The organism is Mucilaginibacter rivuli (assembly GCF_019391655.1).
GTDB lineage: Bacteria > Bacteroidota > Bacteroidia > Sphingobacteriales > Sphingobacteriaceae > Mucilaginibacter > Mucilaginibacter rivuli.
Genome location: NZ_JAHXPQ010000001.1, coordinates 555,831 through 578,154 on the forward strand (window position 1 = coordinate 555,831; position 22,324 = coordinate 578,154).

The 22,324-nt window shown below is 44.4% G+C and carries 23 protein-coding genes; 7 read left to right on the top strand and 16 right to left on the bottom strand.

The genetic code is table 11. The features are described 5' to 3' along the window. Nucleotides 1-80 precede the first annotated feature (80 nt). The 7 genes from fucP to KXQ82_RS02415 form a co-directional block, all read right to left on the bottom strand. The gene (gene fucP, locus KXQ82_RS02385) at nt 81-1,385 is read right to left on the bottom strand and encodes an L-fucose:H+ symporter permease (RefSeq protein WP_219486441.1); all 1,305 of its coding nucleotides are present in this window, start codon (nt 1,383-1,385) and stop codon (nt 81-83) included. 9 nt (nt 1,386-1,394) lie between these two features. Further along, complete coding sequence (locus tag KXQ82_RS02390) at nt 1,395-1,844, bottom strand: MaoC/PaaZ C-terminal domain-containing protein (protein ID WP_219486443.1); 450 nt, start codon at nt 1,842-1,844, stop codon at nt 1,395-1,397. Between the two features lie 157 nt (nt 1,845-2,001). Then, nucleotides 2,002-3,075 (bottom strand): Gfo/Idh/MocA family protein, encoded by a 1,074-nt coding sequence (locus KXQ82_RS02395; protein ID WP_219486444.1) that lies wholly within the window; start codon nt 3,073-3,075, stop codon nt 2,002-2,004. Nucleotide 3,076: 1 nt separating this feature from the next. Beyond that, a complete protein-coding gene (locus KXQ82_RS02400; protein WP_219486445.1) occupies nt 3,077-4,312 on the bottom strand; it encodes an extracellular solute-binding protein in 1,236 nt (411 codons plus the stop codon). Further along, nucleotides 4,302-5,456 carry a CaiB/BaiF CoA transferase family protein gene (locus KXQ82_RS02405; RefSeq protein WP_219486447.1) on the bottom strand — a complete coding sequence of 385 codons (1,155 nt, stop codon included), beginning with the start codon at nt 5,454-5,456 and terminating at the stop codon, nt 4,302-4,304. Before KXQ82_RS02405 ends, KXQ82_RS02400 begins: the two co-directional genes overlap by 11 nt. Further along, entirely contained in the window at nt 5,453-6,598 is a 1,146-nt protein-coding gene (locus KXQ82_RS02410; RefSeq protein WP_219486449.1) for a CaiB/BaiF CoA transferase family protein, read from the bottom strand. Before KXQ82_RS02410 ends, KXQ82_RS02405 begins: the two co-directional genes overlap by 4 nt. Then, nucleotides 6,595-7,758: an ABC transporter substrate-binding protein gene (locus KXQ82_RS02415; protein ID WP_219486451.1), complete on the bottom strand. Its 1,164-nt coding sequence runs from the start codon at nt 7,756-7,758 to the stop codon at nt 6,595-6,597. The genes KXQ82_RS02410 and KXQ82_RS02415 overlap by 4 nt, the downstream gene beginning before the upstream one ends. A gap of 353 nt (nt 7,759-8,111) precedes the next feature. Between KXQ82_RS02415 and KXQ82_RS02420 the strand changes: the two genes are divergently transcribed. The 3 genes from KXQ82_RS02420 (at nt 8,112) to KXQ82_RS02430 (ending at nt 11,296) form a co-directional block, all read left to right on the top strand. Beyond that, entirely contained in the window at nt 8,112-10,328 is a 2,217-nt protein-coding gene (locus tag KXQ82_RS02420) for a glycoside hydrolase family 3 C-terminal domain-containing protein (RefSeq protein ID WP_219486452.1), read from the top strand. Nucleotides 10,329-10,494: 166 nt separating this feature from the next. Further along, nucleotides 10,495-10,812, top strand: a complete 318-nt coding sequence (locus tag KXQ82_RS02425; RefSeq protein WP_219486454.1) for an ArsR/SmtB family transcription factor — start codon at nt 10,495-10,497, stop codon at nt 10,810-10,812. Nucleotide 10,813: 1 nt separating this feature from the next. After that, complete coding sequence (locus tag KXQ82_RS02430) at nt 10,814-11,296, top strand: SRPBCC family protein (RefSeq protein ID WP_219486456.1); 483 nt, start codon at nt 10,814-10,816, stop codon at nt 11,294-11,296. Between the two features lie 13 nt (nt 11,297-11,309). Here KXQ82_RS02430 and KXQ82_RS02435 read toward each other — a convergent pair whose 3' ends face one another. The 3 genes from KXQ82_RS02435 to KXQ82_RS02445 form a co-directional block, all read right to left on the bottom strand. Next, the gene (locus KXQ82_RS02435; RefSeq protein WP_219486458.1) at nt 11,310-12,476 is read right to left on the bottom strand and encodes an MFS transporter; all 1,167 of its coding nucleotides are present in this window, start codon (nt 12,474-12,476) and stop codon (nt 11,310-11,312) included. Between the two features lie 2 nt (nt 12,477-12,478). Then, nucleotides 12,479-13,150 (bottom strand): GDSL-type esterase/lipase family protein, encoded by a 672-nt coding sequence (locus tag KXQ82_RS02440; protein WP_219486460.1) that lies wholly within the window; start codon nt 13,148-13,150, stop codon nt 12,479-12,481. Nucleotides 13,151-13,504: 354 nt separating this feature from the next. Continuing rightward, on the bottom strand, nt 13,505-13,855 hold the full coding sequence (locus KXQ82_RS02445) for a chorismate mutase (RefSeq protein ID WP_219486463.1): 351 nt from the start codon (nt 13,853-13,855) through the stop codon (nt 13,505-13,507). 109 nt (nt 13,856-13,964) lie between these two features. Here KXQ82_RS02445 and KXQ82_RS02450 point away from each other — a divergent pair, with 109 nt between their 5' ends. Continuing rightward, nucleotides 13,965-14,174: a hypothetical protein gene (locus KXQ82_RS02450; RefSeq protein WP_219486465.1), complete on the top strand. Its 210-nt coding sequence runs from the start codon at nt 13,965-13,967 to the stop codon at nt 14,172-14,174. Between the two features lie 127 nt (nt 14,175-14,301). Here the strand turns inward: KXQ82_RS02450 and KXQ82_RS02455 are convergent, their stop codons facing one another. Then, nucleotides 14,302-15,603: an aminotransferase class V-fold PLP-dependent enzyme gene (locus KXQ82_RS02455; protein ID WP_219486466.1), complete on the bottom strand. Its 1,302-nt coding sequence runs from the start codon at nt 15,601-15,603 to the stop codon at nt 14,302-14,304. Nucleotides 15,604-15,750: 147 nt separating this feature from the next. Here KXQ82_RS02455 and KXQ82_RS02460 point away from each other — a divergent pair, with 147 nt between their 5' ends. The 3 genes from KXQ82_RS02460 (at nt 15,751) to KXQ82_RS02470 (ending at nt 19,274) form a co-directional block, all read left to right on the top strand. Further along, on the top strand, nt 15,751-17,613 hold the full coding sequence (locus KXQ82_RS02460) for a PAS domain-containing sensor histidine kinase (RefSeq protein ID WP_219486468.1): 1,863 nt from the start codon (nt 15,751-15,753) through the stop codon (nt 17,611-17,613). A gap of 10 nt (nt 17,614-17,623) precedes the next feature. Continuing rightward, nucleotides 17,624-18,007, top strand: coding sequence for a hypothetical protein (locus tag KXQ82_RS02465; RefSeq protein WP_219486470.1), 384 nt, complete (start codon nt 17,624-17,626; stop codon nt 18,005-18,007). A 169-nt stretch (nt 18,008-18,176) separates the two neighbouring features. Further along, complete coding sequence (locus tag KXQ82_RS02470) at nt 18,177-19,274, top strand: zinc-dependent alcohol dehydrogenase family protein (protein WP_255563367.1); 1,098 nt, start codon at nt 18,177-18,179, stop codon at nt 19,272-19,274. Nucleotides 19,275-19,336: 62 nt separating this feature from the next. On the opposite strand, the gene KXQ82_RS02475 is transcribed toward KXQ82_RS02470, so the two are convergent. The 5 genes from KXQ82_RS02475 to KXQ82_RS02495 form a co-directional block, all read right to left on the bottom strand. Then, entirely contained in the window at nt 19,337-19,855 is a 519-nt protein-coding gene (locus KXQ82_RS02475; RefSeq protein ID WP_219486471.1) for a DinB family protein, read from the bottom strand. A gap of 69 nt (nt 19,856-19,924) precedes the next feature. Continuing rightward, on the bottom strand, nt 19,925-20,677 hold the full coding sequence (locus KXQ82_RS02480; RefSeq protein ID WP_219486473.1) for an SDR family oxidoreductase: 753 nt from the start codon (nt 20,675-20,677) through the stop codon (nt 19,925-19,927). Nucleotides 20,678-20,936: 259 nt separating this feature from the next. Further along, a complete protein-coding gene (locus tag KXQ82_RS02485) occupies nt 20,937-21,212 on the bottom strand; it encodes an ArsR/SmtB family transcription factor (RefSeq protein WP_219486474.1) in 276 nt (91 codons plus the stop codon). 53 nt (nt 21,213-21,265) lie between these two features. Then, complete coding sequence (locus tag KXQ82_RS02490; protein WP_219486475.1) at nt 21,266-21,685, bottom strand: RDD family protein; 420 nt, start codon at nt 21,683-21,685, stop codon at nt 21,266-21,268. A 90-nt stretch (nt 21,686-21,775) separates the two neighbouring features. Continuing rightward, complete coding sequence (locus KXQ82_RS02495; protein WP_219486476.1) at nt 21,776-22,267, bottom strand: cupin domain-containing protein; 492 nt, start codon at nt 22,265-22,267, stop codon at nt 21,776-21,778. Nucleotides 22,268-22,324 lie beyond the last annotated feature (57 nt).

Genomic DNA, 22,324 nt, shown 5'->3' on the forward strand with positions numbered 1-22,324 from the left:
TAATAATTTGATATTCCCCATCAGTTAATTTAACCGATGGGGATTTTTTTGTTTGATAGTTACGTTTTCGGTTGGTTTTATTACTCTTCTGATCTTTTTAGGGCTTTGATCTTATAACCACTCAACGCGAAATAGATGATAAACAAAAAGCAAACCAAAGGTACAATGTACCCTGCTTGTATATTATCATGGTTTTTATCTATCACGGTACCCATAATGTAAGGCAATATAGCACCGCCAACTATCGACATGATGAGCCATGATGAGCCGGGTTTGGTATCATCGCCAATACCATCAATCCCCAAAGCAAAAATAGTAGGGAACATGATTGACATAAAGAAGCCTATTGCCCCGAGGCAATAAACAACATAAGCGCCTTTGCCCAAAATGGCTATCGCGCAAAGCAAAGTGGAAATAACAGCGTAAATAGCCAGCAGTTTATGTGATTTGATAAATTGCAGGAACACCGTACCCACAAAACGGCCGCCCATAAACAGCAATCCGTACATAGCTAAATAATATCCTGCCGTCTTTTCATCAAAACCCGCGCCTTGTTTTGCCATACGGATAAAAAAGCTGGTTACGCAAACCTGTGCACCTACATAAAAAAATTGTGCCACAACCGCCCATGATAGGTGCTTGTGCTTTAACGCCCCAAAAAAACTGCCACCACTGGTTTCCTCTTTAGCTACGTTTTTAATTTCGGGCAATTTGGAAACTAAGAAAAGTATGGCAACTAAAGCCAATGTGCCTGCTAATATCCCGTAAGGTAATTTTACAGAAGATGCTTCATGTAAAAAGTAAGCAGAACGCTCCGCTGCCGACATAGCTTTAAGCTCTGCTTCGGTATGGTCTTTCCCCGAAAGGATAAGTACTGTACCCACATAAGGTGCTACCATAGCCGCTATGCCATTAAAAAAAGCCGCTATGTTTAACCGTGTTGTTGCACCTGCCGGGTCGCCCAAAATAGCAGAGTATGGGTTAGCTGCTGTCTCCAATATGGCAATACCGCAGCCAATGATAAATAAGGCCACCAAAAAGCCGGTATATGCCAAAGCATTAGCCGCGGGAATAAATAAAGCCGCCCCAACAGTAGCCAAAAGCAAGCCGATAACGATGCTTTTTTTATACCCAAACTGCTTTAATAAAATCCCCGCCGGGATAGCCATCATAAAATACGCCAGGAAGATCGCCGTATCTACTAAGGTAGATTGCCTGTTATTTAACTGACAAGCCTTTTTTAAATGCGGTATCAGTATCCCATCGAGGTTATGCACCATTCCCCATAAAAAGAACAGGGAGCAAATGAGGATAAAAGGTAAAAGCAGCGTTTTGCCTTTTAGTGAGCTTTCTGAGATAGCTTCGGTTTGTTGAGTTGGTTGCATGGTTAGGGTTTAAGCAATGTTTTGTTTTTTTACGAGTAAGATATGGTCGCATACCTGCACCACTTCGCCGTGCTGGTTTATAATTTCCACGTGTTCGGTCACGTTGCCGTATTCTGGTTTTTTATGGTCTTCCTTTACGGTGATGGTGATTTCGGAATGTATCGTATCTCCTATAAACACAGGTTTTAAAAAACGAAGCCTATCATAGCCTTTCGACATGGCCTCGGGATTGATCTCCGAAGCGGTCAGCCCGATACCGATGCTGAACACCATGGTGCCATGCGCAATGCGTTGCTTAAAGGGCTGTGTTTTGCACCACTCGGCATCCATATGGTGCGGGAAGAAATCGCCGGTATGGCCCGCGTGTACCACAAAGTCGGTCTCGGTAATGGTGCGACCAAGGGTTACGCGCTTGTCGCCAATGGTGTACCCTTCAAAAAATGTCGATTTAAAATACATGTTGTTTTAGTTTATCGTTTTTTAAATCCCCTCTTGAGAGGGGGCGCATAGGGCTTTGCGTTGGCAGGGGTGTGTTATTCGCTTTGCCGGTAACACACCCCTGTACCCCTCTCAAGAGAGGAATCGCACGACCCCGTTGCTTTTTATTTCTGTTTCATTATTCAAATCTCTCCGCCACAATAACCCCGCCGTTATCACTCGAAATATAAGCGCTCTCCACAACCGCCATGGTCTTTATCACATCTTCAACGCTGGTAGGTAATATATCGGTTTCGCCGTTTTTGTAGCGCATTACACTGGACATGGTTCCCACAAAAGCGTCGGGAAACCAGGAGCCTTCTAATTTTACTTCGGTCCATTCAGGGGCTTTACCTTCTTCTATAATGCAATATTCAAACTTATCGGGTACGCCATGCGGGTAATCCATCAACAAACCCATGCGGGCTTTAATGGCGCCTTTGGTGCCTTCCCACTTAATAAAACTTTCCTGGTTATGTGGCCCGAAGGAATGATCGTGATTGGTATTGATCACCGCGTGCATCGTATCATCATAATCAAATAGGATCGTCGAGCGTGATGAAGATAGTGTTTTGGCCGGGTGTTTTAGGGTTTTAGCCATTACCGTGTGTGGGTCGCCCAAAAAGGAACGCATCAGGTCGATGTAATGGATGCTGTGGTATTGTATCTCCAGCCTGGGGTGAATGATTACATGCGGGAACAGCTCCCATGGCGTTTGCAGCGTTACCCGGACTTCCATATCGTATAGTTCCCCAATTAAGCCCTGCTCAATTAAGTATCTCGCTGCACTCACAAAGGGTGCAAAGCGTAGCTGGCAATTGATAGCCGCTGCCAGGTTTTTGCGCCTGCATACTTCCAGTATCTCTTTGCTTTGCCAAAAGTAATCGCCCATGGGCTTTTGGATGAGTACCCCGGCACCGTCGGGCAGTTTGCTCAGCGTTTCCACAAATTGCTCGGGCATTATGGTAATATCGTAAACGGCGTTGGCTGGGGCCTTTGCAACGGCCTCGTCTACGCTATCGTACACGTTTGGGATGTTCCATTCGGTAGCTAATTTTTCGGCACGGGCGCGTGTACGGTTGGTAATGCCAAACACAGTAAAGCCTGCTTTTTTGTAGGCTGGTAAATGCGCGTCGCCAACAATACCGCCCGCGCCAATAATAACGATGGGTACAGGGTTTGCCGGCAATATGGGTTTATAGGGTATCTCCATGTTATGGTTTATCTATCAGGGTTATTTTATGTTGGGCGGCAGCTAAAAGTTCAGTAACAGGCTTGTCGGTATCAATAGCATTTAATACAGCTTCATCAATAAGCTTAGCTATTTGCGCCCAATTTGCCTTTTGCGGCAGCGAACGCGCGTTTTGATGCAATTGCTCTAATTTATGGTAATAGGGGATAATAGCATTTACGCCGCTATCGCGCCAGGTAGAAATGCGACAGCCAATGCCGCCTTCTAACGTGAGTAGTTTGTCGTTGCGGTGGGTAGTGCAATAGCGTATAAAATCATAAGCCGTTTGCTTGTGCTTGCTGCCCGAGCCAATGGTGTACAGCCAGTACACATTTAATGATGCCGATTGGTTACCCGCCGTGCAAGGTATAGGCACTATGTCCACCTTACCCTTCACCGCCGATTCATCTATCACTTCGCACATCGATGCAAAGCCGAACCAGTTTACCATCATTGCGGCCTCGCCCCGTGCGAAGGTCATACCTGTTGCCACGGATTCATATTGCATGGTATTAGGGTGTACGGCAGATTTATCCTTCAAAATATCCCTGTAAAACGTAAGTCCCTCTGCAGCTGCAGCGGTGTCAATACGAACCAGCCCTTTATCATCTGTCAGGTTGCCGCCGCGTGTCCATAACTGCAGGCAAAAATCGAACACGGTGTTATGCCCATCGGGTAAGCCCGCAAATACAGTTCCGTAAAGGTTATCTTTGGGCCGGTTAAAAAACCGGGCGATGGTTTTAAAATCGTCCCATGTTTTAGGCACGGTTAATGGCTTGCCATGCAGCGCTTCAAAGTTTTTCTTTTCGGTTGCATCATTGAACAGGTCCTTACGGTATATCAAACACTCCGGCCCGTCATGAAAGGGCAAACCGGCCACTGAGCCGCCAAATTGCTGCATATCCCTCAATGATGCACTCCATCCATCCGGAAAATCATCTGGTGCGTTTTGCGCGATGTATGGTTGCAGGTTTTCCAGCGCACCATTTTGCCATGCTTCAAAAAGCCAGTCGGTAACTACATGGGCAATATCCCAATCGCCGTTTTTCAGGCCTTGTTTGCCGAGGATAGCATGGTGCAGGTCATCCAGATCCATAGGTGCCATTTCGGCTTTTAGCGTGCAGCCTGTTTCAGCGCAAAAGCCGTCCCAAAACTTTTGCATCGCACTTTCGAACGGACCGAACTTGCGCACGGCAATTCTTATGGTATCATTTGCCATGTCCGTTCCTTTCTATCAACCCGTTTGTTATCGTATCATTATCCTCACCCAGTTTTGGCGAGCCTTTCGGCGATCTGAGCAATTCGCCATCAATTGTAATGGGGCTACGCGTGGTGCGATATTTATAACCATCGCTCATCTCCACCTCCTGCAACATATCCAACACTTTAAAGCCTTCCTCCTGCATCAGTTTATCCCAGCTTAATACTTCGGCACACCAGATATCGGCTTTAAGTAAAATGCCCAGCCAATGTTCATTGGTATCAGTCAATAAGTGTTTTGCAAGGATAGCTTTGATCTCATCGCGCTTATGGAAGGCTTCGGCAACGTCGGTATATTTTAATAAGTCATCGCAGCTCAGCAAGCCACCCAATTGCGGTATCGAACCCATGGCCAGCGCCATATAACCGTTGGCGCTTTTGTATATCCCGTAAGGCGCGCCCAGATAGGCATGCGCGTTATTTTTCTCCGACCGCTCGGGCAACTTGCCATCATAATAATAAGTGGTAATGGCCTCAAACTGGAAATCCATTGCCGATTCCAGCATGCTTACCTGTACCAAAGCACCCTCTCCGCTTATAGTTTTGCGGACAAGGCAAGCCAGAATACCTTGTGCCAAATGATTACCTGCCAGCATATCAATAATGGAGAGGCCCATCGGGGTTGGCCCGCCAGCGTTGCCGCTCAACCAGGTTAAGCCGGTTAATGATTGCAGTAACAGATCCTGACCCGGTTTGTCTTTCCACGGCCCGGTATCGCCATAGCCCGATATCTCGCCATAAATCACGAAAGGGTTAACTGCCTTTACACTGGCATAATCAAAACCCAAACGCTCCATTACGCCGGGGCGGAAGTTGTGCATCACCACATCGGCCTGTTTTACCAGTTCCCATATTTGGGTTTTATCTTCTTCATTTTTTATATCTGCGGCAAAGCTTTCTTTATTGCGATTAATGGCGTGGAACACCGACGATTCGCCGTTCATAATCACATTCGAAGTGTAGAGGTGCCTGCAAATATCCCCTGTGCCCGGCTTCTCTATTTTAATAACGCGTGCACCCATATCAGCCAATTTTAAGCTTGCTGATGGACCCGAAAGGAACTGACTAAAGTCTACCACCAGGTAATCTTCCAATGGTCTCATATCAACGCGAATTGAGTGTTAATGACCTCTGTTTGTTGACCCGGCCTCGGCGCCGCAATGGGCGAATATAGCCGCTCACCGTTAATACGGATAGGGCAGCGGGGAGTACTTAGTGAACTGCCATCAGGTAAGCTAACTTCCTGTTTTATACCTTGCGCTAAATAACCTTCGTGTTGCAGTGCTTCTTTATAAGTTAGTACTTCGGAGCACCAGATGCCTTGTGTTTCTAAAATTTCCAGCCAATTAGCAGTATTTTTGGTCTTTATCTTATCGGCCAACAGGCTCATAATTTCATCGCGGTTATCAAACCATTGTTCCTTGTCGGGATAAGCGGATAGGTTGCAACCAATGGCGTTACCTATTTTTTGCAGATCGCCCATGGCAAGTGTGAGATAGTTATCCTGTGTTTGGTATATCCCGTAAGGAGCGCTCAAATAAGCATGCCCATTACCTTTTACACTGCTGCGCTGTGGTAATTTGCCGCCATCGTTCAGGTACGTAGTGATCACCTCAAACTGCATATCCAAAACGGATTCAAGCAGGCTCACTTCTACCAAAACACTTGCATTGGTTTTGGCACGCTTTATCAGTGCTGCCAATATGCCCTGCACAAAATGCGCTCCGCATATCATATCGGCAGTAGCCAAACCAAATGGAACAGGGCCATCGGCATTAGTGCCGGACAGGTAGGCCAATCCTGATAAGGATTGTATCAACAGATCTTGCCCCGGCCGTAAAGCCCAGGGGCCTTTGGTGCCATAGCCCGTAACCACACCATAGATAACGCGTGGGTTTATGGCCTTAACAGAGTCATAATCCAAACCTATTTTCTCCATCACCCCCGGGCGGAAGTTATGAGTGATGACATCCGCCTGCGCGATGAGTTTTTTAACGCGCTCCATATCCTCCGGATCCTTGAGGTCGGCGGCGTAGGATTCTTTGTTGCGGTTTATGGTATGAAAAACCAGACTGCTGCCGTCAACAAAAATATTGCGGATGGCAATTTGCCTGCCTGCCTCGCCTTTAACAGGGCGCTCAATTTTGATGACACGAGCACCCAGATCCGCCAGGCGTAAACCGGCCGTAGGCGCCGCCATAAACTGGGCAAACTCCAGTACTAATAAGCCTTCTAATGGTTTCATAGGCTTTGTACCTTTTGTTTCGATTCGATGTATAATTCGTTCAGCTTATCCAAAACCTGTAACTCGTTGGTGCCATACATCAGGTAATCGCGCACGATATCTCCTGCGTGATCCTGGAAAAACATATGCCCAAAATAACGCGGGCGCAAGTAGGCGCGTTGCAGGGCAGGCAGCGTATTACTGAAATAGTTATGCGTTTTGGCATTATTATCTGTGTCCGTCCAGGCGGTTAAATGCCCCGGCTGGCCACCGTTATCTGTAAATAAACCTTGTTGGCATTGCGGCGAAGCCACATATTCGGCATAAGCCATGGCAATATCCACATGCTTGCAATTTGCCGAAACAGCCAAACCTGTACCCCCAAGCGAACTGCGCAAATTCATCGTCCCGTTTAGGGTAATCATATCATGAAAATGCAGCAACTTGCGTGCATAACACTTGCGCGAATAATTGGAGTAACCGTAGCCAAAAGGGCAGTAGGCAATATCGTCGCTCAAAGTCATGGCCTCATAGGTTTGGATAGGGTTACGGTTAAAGCAAGCCTCATCAATATGCATAGCCAATTGGCGGTATAGTTTTAAAGCTTCAACACCTGTTGCCTCGCTAATCACCTTATCTTCCGTTTGGCAAGGGTCTTCGCCCAGTGAGCAGCAAAAGGTGTAAAAGGTCATCAATGAATCTATTGGTATTGCAGGGAACGCTACTAAGCCTTTCTTAGCCAGGGTCAATAAGTCATCATATGTTTTGGGTAGTGATACACCGTGTTTTTCCAACAGATCGGGCCTGCTGGCCGCAACAGGGGTAGCCGCATCTATAGCCAAAGCCCATTGGTGGCCATCGTAATTATAACTTTCGTAGGAGTGGCCCACCGTGTTCTGCTCCTGGTCGGCTAAAAATTCCTTGCTTAAATATTTATCAAAGGGCAATATCGATTTCGTTTTGGCCGCGAAGCCCGCCCAGGGATGGTCAATCACCAGCAGGTCGTATCGCTCGGCGAGTTGCTGGATAGATAGATCTGCAAATTGCTGAAGCGAGCGTTTCTCCCAGGTAATGGTCACATTTGGGTTCAGTTCGGCAAAGCGTTGCGCTGTGGCTGCCATTGGCGTAAAGCCGCGGCTATGGTTCCAGGTAATCCCTTTTAGTATAATGTTATCGGCCATAATTTATTTGTATTCATCACTGCTTAACAGTATGTACAAGTAAGATGAATGTTAGTTTGTTATAATCCGTGGCAACACGGGTGTAATTGGTTAGCTATTAAAAACAAATTTATTCGGATTGAGGGTTAATGTGCTGTATAATTTATGCAAGGCATTGTACAATGTTATCATGAGTAGTAATTTAAAACAGCAATACAGTAATTGGCAGGGTAGTTTAATTTACAAAAATGATTTCGAAAATAAATTTATTCAACCGATTGCATAAAATATTTTTCTGCCTATATTTACCCCATTATTAACCAACATAAACCTTGTTGCCACTATTTTTAGTAGTCACTTTAACCAGATAAATAATGAAAAGGTCGATCATGTTTAGCTCATTAGGGCTAATTTTAACAGTTATCCTGTTTTTTTCTTTTAAACCTAAAGATAAGCCTTATGCTTATAAGTTTCAGGATCCTTCTTTGAGTACAGAAGAACGGGTAAATGATCTGATCTCGAAAATGACGCTCGAAGAAAAGGTAGGCCAGATGCTTAACGCCGCGCCTGCAATACCACGCCTGGGTGTACCTGCCTATAATTGGTGGAACGAGTGCTTACACGGTGTAGCGCGTACTCCATTTAAAGTTACCGTTTACCCGCAGGCTATTGCTATGGCAGCAACATGGGATAAAAACTCAATGCATACCATGGCTGATTATACAGCAGAGGAAGGCCGTGCGGTATATAACGAAAGTATTAAGAATGATAAACATGGTATTTACCTTGGTTTGACCTACTGGACACCCAACATCAACATATTCCGCGACCCGCGCTGGGGCCGCGGACAGGAAACTTATGGCGAAGACCCATACCTTACCGGAGAAATGGGCCGGGCTTTTGTAACCGGTTTACAGGGCAATGATCCAAAGTACCTTAAGGCGGCAGGATGTGCCAAGCACTACGCCGTACACTCAGGCCCTGAAGATGTACGACATAAATTCAATACAGATATCAGTGATTATGATCTTTGGGATACTTACCTGCCTGCTTTCCGCAAATTGGTAGTTGATGCCAAGGTAGCCGGCGTAATGTGTGCCTACAATGCCTTTAAAGGGCAGCCATGCTGTGGCAGCGACTTGCTGATGAACAATATTTTACGCAATGATTGGAAGTTTACCGGCTATGTTACGTCTGACTGTGGGGGCATTGATGACTTTTACAGGAACAATGGACATAAAACCCACCCTGATGCAGAATCTGCAGCTGCTGACGCTGTGTTGCACGGTACAGATGTAGAGTGTGGTAAAGTAACCTTCAAGTCGCTTTTCCAGGCGGTTAAGGATGGCAAGTTAACCGAGAAACAGCTTGATGAATCTCTTAAAAGGTTATTTACAACACGTTTCAGGCTTGGTATGTTCGATCCGGTGGAAGCCGTAAAATATAACAGCATAGGTAAAGAAGTATTGGAAGCACCTGCACATACTGCACAGGCACTTAAAATGGCGCGCCAGTCTGTTGTATTGCTAAAAAATGAGAATCACCTTTTACCCTTAAGCAAGGGTCTTAAAAAAGTAGCCATATTGGGCCCAAATGCCGATAATGCAGTAAGTGTGCTTGGAAACTACAATGGTACACCTTCGCATGTTACATCAGCTTTGGAGGGTATTAAAAGTAAATTAGCTCCCGGTGCCGAAATTATTTATGACAAAGGTGTAGATTTTGTTGGCGACTCCATTACACATTATGATTATGCTCAAACAGCCGCTAAAGTTAAAGATGTCGATGTGATCATTTACGTTGGTGGTATTGCACCACAATTAGAGGGCGAAGAAATGAAGGTAAACAAACAAGGCTTTCACGGTGGCGACAAAACTTCTATCTTATTACCTAATGTACAAACAGAGCTGCTTAAAGCATTGCAGGCTACAGGTAAACCGGTAGTTTTTGTAATGATGACCGGATCGGCAATTGCTACGCCCTGGGAAGCGCAAAATTTACCTGCAATTGTAAACGCCTGGTATGGCGGACAAGCAGCAGGAACAGCAATTGCTGATGTTCTTTTTGGTGATTATAACCCCGCAGGCCGCCTTCCGGTAACTTTTTACGCCAGTGATAATGACCTGCCTTCGTTTACAGATTACTCGATGAATAACCGCACTTACAGGTATTTTAAGGGTAAGCCATTATATGCTTTTGGTTACGGATTGAGCTATTCAACTTTTGAGTACAGCCCGCTTACCGTGGTGCCAACATTAAAAAAAGGCAATAGCCTTACCGTTACTGTTAAGGTAACAAATACCGGTAAAGCCGATGGTGAAGAAGTTGTGCAATTGTACCTGTCGCACACAGGCATCAAACAAAAAACTGCCATCAGGGCGTTAAAAGGTTTTGAGCGCGTATTCATCAAAGCAGGTGAAACGAAGAGCATCATATTTAAAATACCCGCTACCGATCTGTCGGTAACCGATGCGAACGGTGCGCTGGTTCAAACTCCCGGAAAGATAGAGATCAGCGTGGGGGGCAGCCAGCCTGATAAAACTACTATAGCTGCAAAGAAAACTGTTACTAAAACGATTCAGGTGATATAGCATCATCTGTTCTTCTTCTTATTTAATAAAGCTACCATAATGGTGGCTTTATTAGTTTTTAGGCTTCTTTATAAACCAGAGGGAATAACGTAAAAATAATTTCAAAAAAACTTGCAACTGATTGATTGCGTATCTATATTTGCAATCAATCAGTTGCAAATAAGATATGAGACGAGACGTATTCCAGGCCATTGCCGATCCAACCCGCAGAGCGATATTAACCCTGTTGGCTTTACAAGCCATGACACCTAATGCCCTTGCCGAGCATTTTAACAGCAGCAGACAGGCAGTATCAAAACATGTGCAAGTATTAAATGAGTGTGGCCTGGTGCAACAAAAACAAAGTGGGCGCGAAATTCATTACCAATTAAATACAGATAAAATGAAAGAAGTTGATGCCTGGCTTGCCCCCTTCCGCAAATTATGGGAAGACCGCTTTAACCAATTAGACGACGTATTAGCTAACCTAAAAAAGAACAAATAACATGCAAACTCAATTTGAAAAAGACCCGAATGGTAAAAAAATGATTGTTACCAGGGATTTTAATGCACCATTAGCCGATGTTTGGTCGGCATGGACTGAAAGCGAACTGCTCGACCAATGGTGGGCGCCGCGCCCATGGAAAGCTATAACCCAAACCATGGATTTTAAAAATGGCGGCAGCTGGCTTTACGCGATGACAGGCCCCGATGGCGAAAAACATTTAAACCGGGTAGATTTCAAAACCATTGAGCCACCAAAACATTTTACCGCAACCAGCTTTTTTGTTGATGAGAGCGGTAACCCTATCGAGAGCTTCCAGCCGATGCATTGGGATAATCACTTTTCGGAAACGGCAAGCGGTACACAGGTGGTTTGTCACATCAGTTTTGAAACTACCGAAGGCCTGGAGCAAATTATCCAAATGGGCTTTGAAGGCGGCTTTAACATGGGGCTATCCAACCTGGACGAGTTACTGGCAAAATAATATGCCTTGTGGTTCAGGCAGCCTCGCGCTTCCTGAGCAGTGCCACCAAACCCAACATAGGGCCAATGGCAAGCAGCATATAAATATATTGCGCGTTACCATCGTTGCGCAGCGCGTTAATTAACTGTATGCTGGCTATGGTAATGGCAAAGCCAATACAATTTACAATAGTAAGCGAAGTGCCCTTGGTTTCGGCCGGGGCATTTTGAGCTACTAAGGTGGAGAACAAAGGCGAATCGGCAATAACGGCCATGCTCCATATAAAGAGGAAAACAATAAGCGCTGTTTGCGATTGATTGAACAGCAATACCGGTGAAACAATACAGCATAAACATGATGCTGATAAAGCAACAGCCGCCACTTTTTTTGTACCGAAACGTTGTGATACAAGCCCGCTGATTACACATGCAACACTGCCAAGCGCAATAATGCAGAAGGATAACAGTGGTACATTCAATTGCGCAGCAGGGTAACGGTTATTATAAGCCGATAATATCACCGGTACAAATACCCAAAAGGCATACAGCTCCCACATGTGCCCAAAATACCCAAAGGCTGCAGAGCGGAAACTTTGATTCTGAAATCCCTTCAAAAACCCTGACAGGTTAAGCTTTTGCCCCGGCTTTCTTCCCGGCCCATCGGATACCAGCGCCAGCATGGCCAGTCCGCCTGCTGCGGAGAGGAGCGAGGTAGAATAGATCACGTACTTCCACGGTAGGCCCGTCGTCATGCTTTTCAGGAAATGTGGGAAGGCTGTTCCCAAAACCAACGCGCCCACTAAAAAACCAAGCGATTTACCCAGTCCCTGCTGGTAATGGTCGGATGCGATCTTCATGCCTACGGGGTATATTCCCGCAAGGAAAAAACCTGTAATGAACCTGAAAGCGAATAAACCCGGTAAGTTGATGCCCTCAAAACTTACCGCCATATTAATGGCCGCCGCTACAAGTGCGCAGGCAAAGAAAACCTTCGATGGCGAAAACCTATCCGAAATGCTCAGTATGGCAAATACCAGTGTACCTGTTATAAAACCAAGCTGTACTGAACTGGTCAGGTAAGCCAGGTAACCTGCGTCAAGCCCAAATTTCCGGGCAATATCGCCCATTACAGCATTACCCGCGAACCACAGCGAGGTGCAAAAAAACTGCGAAATAACAATGGTGGGTAATATCCGCTTCATACTTATAGCGCAGGTTTAAGCAGGTAAGGCATTACCGCTTTCTCCCAAATGGCATATCCTTTGGCGTTCATGTGCAGCTTATCACCAACAAAAAGTTCGGGCATCATTTTTCCGTTCTTCATCATTAACGGGAAAACATCCACAAACGTTGCCTTGCTTTGCGAAGTTATAAACTTGCGGAGTAGCTGGTTCGTCGCTATAGTTTTCTGTACATATTTCTCCCGCGAAGGGCTGGGCTTAAACCCGATATAAATTATCGGCACCTCAGGCATTTTAGTACGGATCGCTTTGAATAAACGCTCCGTTCTATTCAGTATGGTATCGGCGGTTTCATCAGCCGATGTAATGTCGTTCTCACCCACATAAATTACAATTTGCCTTGGCTGGTAGCGTAATACCATATCGTCCAGGTAAAATATAATATCGTTTATAAAAGTCCCGCCGATGCCCCGGTTCAAAACATTGTACCCGCCAAAGGTCACCTGCAAACCATCCCACTTGCGTATGGATGAACTACCCACAAATACGATAGGCTGCGCAGGCACCTGGTACATTTTATCATAAGCCTTAATGGCCTGTACATCATCCCAAAAAGCAGGCTTTGTCTGCGCCAACCCCGCACCTGCAAAGCAGACAAACAATACCAAAACCAGAAAATGTTTTAAAAAAGACATGGGTAAATATGGGTATTTTATTTTAATGATTGATTTATTGAATGATAGATTGATTGAATTTTCAAAAGAAAAAAACAAGTAAAACAGGTGTTTTTTTAATTTCGAATTTCGGATGTTCGATTTCGGATTTATTGTATATCTACTCAATCATTCAATAAATCGATCACTCAATAATTGAAAAAGCAGGTAAAAACAGGTATCTTTTCTCCACCATATCATTGCGAGGAACGAAGCAATCTTTGATAGACATTCACAAGCGAGATGGGTAAATATGGGTGTTTGACTTTTAATTCTCTTTTATCCTTATTCCTTGCTCTTTGTTCCTTCATCCAAGCAAAGCAGGGGATCAGCCTATCACTTTATCTCTTCCTCTATCCTCAAACTCTCTTTATGTACCGCGTTCAATAATTCGGTAATAAACGTTTCGGATAGGCCCACGTTTTTACCGGCCGCAATACCTTTATTCAGAACCTGCTGAAAGCGTGCCGACTGCAAAGCAGGGATATGGTTTTTGGCCTTATAAATACCTATTTCTTTAACCACGCTTTCACGTTCGCCCAATAGTTTTATCAATTGGCTGTCCAGGCTGTCAATCACCCTGCGTTTCAGGGTCAGGGTGTTATCGGCGGGAGGGGCGGTTTGCGCCAAAACATTGCAGCTGCACAATGTTATGAATAGGATCAGGCTCAATAATTTAATGTTCATAGCGGTTGTTTTTTTAGGATGAATGTAAGCAATGTCCGGTAACAATTTGTTCAATTACATGTCAAAGTATTGTTTAACTACGTTTTACCTTAACCAAAAAGTCATACCCATGGGACTATTCAGCGCCGAAGAACCGAAACAATACGAAATTGACAATAAACAACTCAAATGTACATTTTGCAGTAACGATACTTTTTACACCAGGCAAGAGCAATTGCACTCGCCCGCCCGCACATTTTTTAATGTAGAATGGACCGACAGCACGGCTACCTGTTTTGTTTGTAGCAACTGCGGGTATATGCACTGGTTTTTAAGATAGCCATCTTCTTCATAGCGATGGGTTTCAAACTCATCGCTAATAATATACGTTGCCACTGCCAATCAAACCTGCTACTTCACCGTTGCTGGCGCACGCGTGCCGCGTGTGTCAAACCCGACCTCTGGCATCATTTCACTTTAGCAGCAATCTTCCCAATCGCCCTCACCAACTTATCCAGATCCTGCAAAGTAGTATACACATGTGGTGTTATACGCACGCATTTAATATTTTCAATAACAATGCTGGTGGTATGTATTTTATAGGTGCCAAACAGGGTGCTGTCCAATTCGCCGGGCGTCATGCCGTCAATGCTGATGCCGCAAATGGCGCAGCTGTATTCGGGTTTGAGCGAGGTATGCAGTTTTACTTTGGGGATGTGCAGCACTTTTTCGGCCCAGTAGTTTTTTAGGTAGCGTATACGTTCTTCCTTGCGTTTGGTGCCAATAGCCAGTTGAAAATTCACGGCCTCGCCAATACCCTGCTCTATCGGGAAACTCCGTGTGCCAATGTTTTCAAACTTGCGAATGTTGGGTCCGTTAGGTGTATCATCGCACAACAGTGGCCATACTTTTTCAATCTTTTCGCGCTTTATCCAAAGCATACCACTGCCAATAGGGGCGCTCAGGAACTTGTGCAAACTGGTGCCAAAGTAATCGCAATGCAGGTCGGGTATTTTATAGTCAAGCAGGGCAAAGCTGTGCGCGCCGTCGCATATTACCTCAATGCCGCGTGCATGCGCCATATCGGCAATTTTGCGTACCGGCATAATCTGGCCTACCCAGTTGATTATGTGCGTAACATGTATCAGCTTGGTTTTGGGCGTAATGGCATCGGCATAAGCCTTCACTATAACGTCATCATCCTCTATCGGAAAATCGAAACTCAGTTGCTTGTATACAATCCCTTCCCTGCTGGCGCGCTGGCGGTAGGCCTGCACCATGTGAGGGTAATCCTGTTTAGTACCAATCACCTCGTCGCCGGCTTTTAGCGGCAGTCCGTAAATAATGGTATTGAGCGCTTCGGTAGCGTTGCGGTTAACCGCTATCTCTTCGGGCGGGCAGCCGCCCAGCAAAGCCAGCTTTTCGCGCAAGGGTTCGCGGCCCTGGTCCAGTATGCGCCACATGTAATAGCTTGGCCCTTCGTTACTCAGGCGGTTATAGCGCTCAACAGCATCCTGAACTACTATTGGCGATGGAGATACCCCGCCGTTGTTCAGTATCATAATATTGGTGCTTACGCTGTAGGCGCGTTGTATGGTGGCCCAGTAATCCTCATCCTGCGCGGCCTGTTGCGGCGTTAGGTGGGCTATCTTTTTATTTGCTTGCGCGAATGTTTCGGCATGTGCCTGGCTAAACAAGCTTGTAGCGCTAAAGGCACCGGTAAGTAAAGTGGCCTGCTTTAAAAATATTCGTCGGTTATGGGTCGTCATGTTAAAAACGAATTTAAGCTATTGTGATAAAATACACAACAGACTTACAAACCACTTAAACAGGTATTTAAGCTTATATTATTACTGGCTACATATTAAATTAATAAATAACTTTGTAGCAATTAAACTGATTCCCCGTACAGGTATATGTCATCGCAACAGAAAGATCCCGAAAAAGAGCCCCTTAACACAGAGTGGGCCAGGTTTTTTGATGCGATGGACGAAGTGTTTTTTTCGTTCAATCCGGCTACAAAAAGCCTTATTCAAATATCGCAAGGTTGCCAAAAGCTTTATGGTTATGCTGTAAATGAACTTACCAGCGATAACCGCCTATGGTTTAAAATGATACATGATGAGGACAAGCACATTGCCCTTGCCGAACCTGAAAAACTGCAACGCGGCGAACAAGTAAACAGCCAGTACCGCATTTTTCGTAAAGACGGCGGAATGCTGTGGGTAGAAAAAAAACTGATCCCATCATTTGATGGCGCCGGCAAGCTGACCCGCGTTGACGGTGTTACCCGCGATATTACCGCCCGCAAAGCAGTTGAAGAAAAACATCGGGAAAGCGAAACCTTTTACCGCCAGATAGTGGAAACCGCGCAAGAGGGTATCTGGACTATTGACGCCAACAACAAAACCAGCTTTGTTAATAAAACTATAGGGGATATTTTAGGCTATAGCCCCGAAGAAATGATGGGCAAAGAGCTATACGACTTTATGGATGAAGAAGGTAAAGCCTATGCCATAGCATGCATGGAGCGCCGCCGCAACGGAGCCAAAGAAAAACTCGATATCCGTTACGTTACCAAAACAGGTAAACATGTTTGGACCAATATTTCGGCTAACCCGATATTTGATGATAAAGGAGCGTATAAAGGTGCCCTGGCTATGGTTACTGATATTACACAACGACGGATAGATGAAGACGCCCTTAAAACTTCGGAAGCCAACTTGCGTACCATTTTTGAAAATACGGCATCGGCTTATGTTTTGTTTAATGATGAGTTGCGCATAGTATCATTTAATGCCATGGCTCAGCAATATTCAGAGGAGCAAAACAACAAGAGCTTAAAAATTAACGAGGATATCAAAAACTATTTTGCGCCCGAGCGTTGGGGCTTTATTTTAGAGCTGATAGAAAAAGTTAAACGCGAGGGCAGCTATACCTACGAAATAACCTATACAAGCACTAACGGCGAAGTAAAATGGCACAGCGTGCGTTGGGTTATGGTAAAGAACAATGAAGGTAAGCACTCGGGCTATATTTTATCAAACAAAGATATTACCCGGACTAAACTTGCCGCGCTGGAGCGGGAAAAAATAACCACCGACCTTATACGTCACAATAAAGACCTGGAACAATTTACCTATATCGTATCGCATAACCTGCGCTCGCCTGTTGCTAATATCATCGGGCTAACCAATATTTTGAATGATATAGATGATGATGCCGAAGTAAGGCAGGAAATAATTGAAAAAATATCGGCATCAGTAAATAGCGTTGAGCATGTGATACGCGACCTTAACCAGATACTGCAGGTGCGTAAACCAGGTACTGAGTTGAAAGAAGATGTTGATTTCAGGGCTATATGCGAAGATATTAAAGCGGGTATATTTACCATCATGCACAAAGAAAACATTCAGCTTGATTGTGATTTTACACAGGGTGCCTCCATGTATACTATACGCAGCTACATATACAGCATATTTTATAACCTGGTGTTAAACAGTATAAAATATCGCCGTAAAGATGTGGAATCGCATATCCTCATCAAAACAATAAAGCTGGGAGATAAGATCGAGATCCGCGTTAAAGATAATGGAAAGGGTATTGATTTGATAAAGAACCGTGACCATCTTTTTGGCCTCTATAAACGTTTTGATACTACGGTTGAAGGTAAAGGTATGGGCTTGTTTATGGTGAAGACACAGGTTGAAACCCTTGGCGGGACGATAAGGGTAGAAAGTGAACCCGGTGTAGGGACCGAGTTTATTATACAATTTTAGTTGTGGAAATATGAAAAAACTTACCCTATTATTTGTTTTGATAACGGCATGCCTAAATCTATCAGCGCAAAAACGTATTGGTACAAGTAAGGCCTTAAAATACAAAGGCAAACTTGTTGAAGTTGTGGGCCATGCTTACTATGTAAGTTCAGCTAATAAAGACGATGCGGTTATAAAAGTTGGTTACAACCAGGCCTCGGCTAATTTTTTGGTGCACCTCAAATTTAACTCGGCAGAAACCATGGCCAAATTAACGGATACAAAATTCGGCCATTTTACGGGTAAGGTAACTGTAGTAAAGGGTAAGCCTGAAATGGTCATTACTGATATCAAGCGTGTAACGTTTTATGCCCCCCGCACGGGATCGATCGATTCGGCACTTATTTATAAATAAGTAATTTCATGGTATAAGCAATGTAGCCGCCGATATGGGATAAAGCGGATAATCTTCTGTTTGTATATTACATCATTCCAAATAGTGATCGCGGGCATATTATATAGCCGTTACCATCCGCATCTTTGTTTACCTATTCTTTATCGAGTCACATTAAACCACTAAAAACATGGAAACATTAATGTACCGCGGCGGAAAAACCCAGGAAGAAAAATCTGTCGCTCAAACGATGAAGGCCTTAGTTTATCATGGGCCCGGTAACAAAGCGTTCGAAGATAAGCCTCGCCCCACTATCAAAATAGCAACAGATGCTATTGTAAAGATCCTAAAAACCACTATTTGCGGTACCGACCTGCATATCATGAAGGGTGATGTACCGGCAGTAACAGATGGCCGCATTATCGGCCACGAAGGTGTAGGTATTGTTGAAGAAACAGGCAGCGCGGTAACTAATTTCAGAAAAGGCGATCATGTGATTATCTCCTGCATCACATCATGCGGTAAATGTAGTTATTGCAAAAAAGGGATGTATTCCCACTGTACAGATGGTGGCTGGGTATTGGGGAATACTATTGATGGTACTCAGGCCGAATATGTCCGGATACCTCATGCCGATAATAGCCTATACCCTATCCCTGCAGGGGCTGATGAAGAAGCATTGGTAATGCTGAGCGATATTTTGCCTACCGGCTTTGAATGCGGCGTATTGAACGGGCAAGTTAAACCCGGCGATACCATTGCTATTGTAGGAGCAGGACCGGTAGGTTTGGCAGCTTTGTTAACCTCCCAGTTTTACTCGCCCGGCGAGATCATCATGATCGACCAGGATGATAACCGACTGGCAGTAGCCAAAACTTTCGGCGCAACTAAAACCATTAACAGTTCATCAGCCGATGCTGTAAAAAAAGTAATGGAGCTTACACAGGGTATCGGTGTTGATGTAGCCATCGAGGCTGTTGGCATACCGGCAACGTTCGAGTTGTGTACAGCTATTATTGCTCCGGGCGCTCACATTGCCAACATAGGTGTTCACGGTAAAAGCGTTACACTGCACCTCGAAACTCTGTGGTCGCAAAACGTAACTATTACCACGCGTTTGGTTGATACGGTTACCACGCCACTTTTACTAAAAACGGTACAGGCTAAAAAGATCCAGCCAAAGCAACTCATTACCCACCATTTCAGGTTAGACCAGGTAATGGAAGCTTATGAAACCTTCGGCAACGCGGCTAAAGAGAAAGCATTAAAAGTGATATTGACAGCATAAAATACCGCGACGTTAAAAAAGCGCCCGGTAGTATATCGGGCGCTTTTTTTCTTAAGGTGTAATTATTTCCTGTTAGGCAACAAAAACAATTGCCCAAGGTGGTTACTGATGTGGTTGGTGCGGCTCATCAGTACGTTCAGTTTATTGCGTGTTGGCTCCAAAGCAAAGTCCTCGTCAGATACGCGCGTATGTTTGTCCAGCCATTCTTCAGGTTGCATGCTGTCGAAATGTGCAGCAAGGGCTATGTTCACTGTTTCCCAGTTTTGTTTTAGCTCGGCTATGGTAGGTATATCGGCAAATGTAAGGTCGGGATTGGTGCTGAACAGTCTTTCCAGTTTAGGAAAAATGCGCTCTCCTAAACCAAACAGCGGGAACAAGCCATCGCTTGCCGAAACCAAATGCCCCAATAAATAAATGGCCCTGTTACGGCCGGGCGCTACCTCATTCAGGTAAACGGCGTCATCGTATTTATTAAAAAAGGCGGTAATTGTATTGCTTTGAGCTTTCCAGGCATTAATTACCTGTTTAATGATCTGCGTAGTTTGTGCCACGGCAGGGTCTAAGGTCAGTTCTTCTGTCATGATATTTTTGTTTGATTGTTGTAGGGTATAAAAACAGCCCGGCATATTTAAACCGGACTGCCAGATTAATTAGTTCAGGTTACGGATGCCGCCGTCAAGTAGTAATTCGCTTCCCACCATAAATTTTGAATCATCTGATGCCAGGTACAGGAAGCCTTCAGCTATCTCTTCCGAGGTGCCCAGGCGTTTCACCGGAGTAACATTTGTCAGGTACTCTTTAAAGCCATCTATCTGTTCCTTGGTAGCACCATTACGGCCGAAGATCGGTGTTTCGATAGGGCCGGGAGCCAGCACGTTCACACGGATGTTCCTGTCTAACAACTCCACCGAAAAGCTCCTTGCTAACGAACGCACTGCCGCTTTGCTGGCCGCGTAGGCAGCACCTGTAGCCATACCATACTCGCTCACGGTCGATGAAGTGATGATAACCGATGCCTCGTCGTTTAAATAAGGCAAGGCCTTTTGTACCGAGAAGAACGCACCCTTAAAGTTAATATCACTTGTCTGGTCGAACATTTCTTCGGTATAATCTGCCAATGGTGCAGCTATAAATACACCTGCGTTTACTACCAATACGTCTATCTTACCAAATGTATCTTTCACCTTTTCGTAAGATGATGTGATGCTTTTCAAATCAGCAGTGTCGCTGATAAAGCCTTTTGCATTGCTGCCTATTTCTGCAACTGCGCTGTCAATAGTGGCTTGGTTCCTTCCGGTAATGGTTACTTTTGCGCCATGTTCGGCAAATAGTTTAGCCGTTGCTAAACCGATACCGCTATTACCTCCTGTAACTACGGCTACTTTATTTTCTAACTTTTTCATGATTTCTTTTTTTAATTATTGTGATATTATATTGATGTATTTAAATTATTCGATTTGTTTTTCTAAAATTTTTTACCGGTTAAGGTATAGGCTAAGCAAGGGGTAAATAGATTGATATATAGAAATAATTCGATTTATTTGATCGTTCTTTTTCCAATTGGTAATTTTTGTATTCATGATATTACTTTTTGATTTGGTGATGCAATAGTACGGCGGTAAATTTATAAATCGAAATATTTCGATTTATATGACATTCCGTTTACTTTCCTTCAAATGCTGCTAAAAATTGGATGTATTCGCTAAAAACAGGCTGATTGATCTGGTACTTATAATTACGGCCATCCTTATCTGCAATAAGCAGGTCGGCATCAACCAGCAGGTTAATATGGTGCGATATGGTTGATTGTGCCAGGTCAATATTATCAACAATGCAAGCGCATTGCATGGTACTTTGTTGTTTTACCATACCCATTATCTTCAGGCGGTAGGGGTCGCCCAAAGCTTTCGATATTTTCTCTACTTTCTTAATATCCATCTTCTTGTTATATCGCCACAAATGTATCGATTGTTTTCGATATGAGCAAGTGGCTAATATTGTCCCGACTGTGTCTCATCAAAAGGTACCTCCTCAAGTACAGTAACTACCCTGGTATCCGAAATACTGTCATGCCAGCCATTTGTCGCAAAAATAAATGATAGGGCATCAAAAGGTATTAACCTGCACAGGGTTCGTGTGGCAATTACCCTTGCTGATGGCATGTTCCCATTCACATCCACAACTAATGTTTTTGTAAGAAATTTTGCGGGCGTTTTTCCAAGAAAATATTCTGTTAAAAAATAGTATGCAAAGCAGATGATACCATATATCAATAAAACGGTGAAAGATTTTCCGGGTAGGATGAATGAGTATTCCTTAAAATTTATTGGACCCGTTGTGAAAAAGAGCCATAGTATAATTCTGTCTATTATGTAATTAAGGAATCTTTTCCCATCTGTGGCCTCAGTCATATAAATATTTTTTTACAATGTACAATATATATATTATACTATTACTTCACCACTAATCTCCCGCAATAATGCCCCGGTTAACGGTTTTTACTACTCCCTGCAAAGCTTGTTTATTATCCCCTCGTGCCGCGGATATTTCGCCAGCAACTCCTCCCGTTTCGCCATCTCAAACTCGTTAAAATCAAAAGCCGGCGCTACGGCACAACTTACCAGTACAAAACCATCTGCCGATGGTATTTCTGCCGCGAACCATTGCCCAGCTTCTATCACTACCGATAAGTTCCCCGTAATGGTATCTGATAACTCATGAACCACATAATTACCCTCCGTATCAATAGCATGGATATACAAGGGCACACCTTTATGAAAATACCAGATCTCGTCGGACAGGATGCGATGAAAGCCCGAATAATCTTCACCCTCCAACAAATAATAGATGGATGTGCAGGCCTGTTTTACGCCTTGTGATGTTGTTCGTACCACATCCATAGCCGACCGGAACACTTCTTTATAGTAACCACCCTCGGGGTGGGGTTGCAGTTGTAAATGTTTTATCCAGTATGCGGCGTTTTGTGTTTCCATTATACCAAAGTAATAAATACTTGCGGGATAATGCTGCCAATTTTGTAAATTACAAGC

Excerpts from the sequence above, each read along its gene's own strand:
- KXQ82_RS02485 (WP_219486474.1), bottom strand. The coding sequence starts at position 21,212 with ATGGATATTAAGAAAGTAGAGAAAATATCGAAAGCTTTGGGCGACCCC.
- KXQ82_RS02495 (WP_219486476.1), bottom strand. The coding sequence starts at position 22,267 with ATGGAAACACAAAACGCCGCATACTGGATAAAACATTTACAACTGCAA.
- KXQ82_RS02415 (WP_219486451.1), bottom strand. The coding sequence starts at position 7,758 with ATGGCCGATAACATTATACTAAAAGGGATTACCTGGAACCATAGCCGC.
- KXQ82_RS02460 (WP_219486468.1), top strand. The coding sequence starts at position 15,751 with ATGTCATCGCAACAGAAAGATCCCGAAAAAGAGCCCCTTAACACAGAG.
- KXQ82_RS02400 (WP_219486445.1), bottom strand. The coding sequence starts at position 4,312 with ATGGCAAATGATACCATAAGAATTGCCGTGCGCAAGTTCGGTCCGTTC.
- KXQ82_RS02470 (WP_255563367.1), top strand. The coding sequence starts at position 18,177 with ATGGAAACATTAATGTACCGCGGCGGAAAAACCCAGGAAGAAAAATCT.
- KXQ82_RS02410 (WP_219486449.1), bottom strand. The coding sequence starts at position 6,598 with ATGAAACCATTAGAAGGCTTATTAGTACTGGAGTTTGCCCAGTTTATG.
- KXQ82_RS02455 (WP_219486466.1), bottom strand. The coding sequence starts at position 15,603 with ATGACGACCCATAACCGACGAATATTTTTAAAGCAGGCCACTTTACTT.
- KXQ82_RS02450 (WP_219486465.1), top strand. The coding sequence starts at position 13,965 with ATGGGACTATTCAGCGCCGAAGAACCGAAACAATACGAAATTGACAAT.
- KXQ82_RS02475 (WP_219486471.1), bottom strand. The coding sequence starts at position 19,855 with ATGACAGAAGAACTGACCTTAGACCCTGCCGTGGCACAAACTACGCAG.
- KXQ82_RS02425 (WP_219486454.1), top strand. The coding sequence starts at position 10,495 with ATGAGACGAGACGTATTCCAGGCCATTGCCGATCCAACCCGCAGAGCG.
- KXQ82_RS02435 (WP_219486458.1), bottom strand. The coding sequence starts at position 12,476 with ATGAAGCGGATATTACCCACCATTGTTATTTCGCAGTTTTTTTGCACC.
- KXQ82_RS02440 (WP_219486460.1), bottom strand. The coding sequence starts at position 13,150 with ATGTCTTTTTTAAAACATTTTCTGGTTTTGGTATTGTTTGTCTGCTTT.
- fucP (WP_219486441.1), bottom strand. The coding sequence starts at position 1,385 with ATGCAACCAACTCAACAAACCGAAGCTATCTCAGAAAGCTCACTAAAA.
- KXQ82_RS02465 (WP_219486470.1), top strand. The coding sequence starts at position 17,624 with ATGAAAAAACTTACCCTATTATTTGTTTTGATAACGGCATGCCTAAAT.
- KXQ82_RS02490 (WP_219486475.1), bottom strand. The coding sequence starts at position 21,685 with ATGACTGAGGCCACAGATGGGAAAAGATTCCTTAATTACATAATAGAC.
- KXQ82_RS02430 (WP_219486456.1), top strand. The coding sequence starts at position 10,814 with ATGCAAACTCAATTTGAAAAAGACCCGAATGGTAAAAAAATGATTGTT.
- KXQ82_RS02390 (WP_219486443.1), bottom strand. The coding sequence starts at position 1,844 with ATGTATTTTAAATCGACATTTTTTGAAGGGTACACCATTGGCGACAAG.
- KXQ82_RS02395 (WP_219486444.1), bottom strand. The coding sequence starts at position 3,075 with ATGGAGATACCCTATAAACCCATATTGCCGGCAAACCCTGTACCCATC.
- KXQ82_RS02405 (WP_219486447.1), bottom strand. The coding sequence starts at position 5,456 with ATGAGACCATTGGAAGATTACCTGGTGGTAGACTTTAGTCAGTTCCTT.
- KXQ82_RS02445 (WP_219486463.1), bottom strand. The coding sequence starts at position 13,855 with ATGAACATTAAATTATTGAGCCTGATCCTATTCATAACATTGTGCAGC.
- KXQ82_RS02420 (WP_219486452.1), top strand. The coding sequence starts at position 8,112 with ATGAAAAGGTCGATCATGTTTAGCTCATTAGGGCTAATTTTAACAGTT.
- KXQ82_RS02480 (WP_219486473.1), bottom strand. The coding sequence starts at position 20,677 with ATGAAAAAGTTAGAAAATAAAGTAGCCGTAGTTACAGGAGGTAATAGC.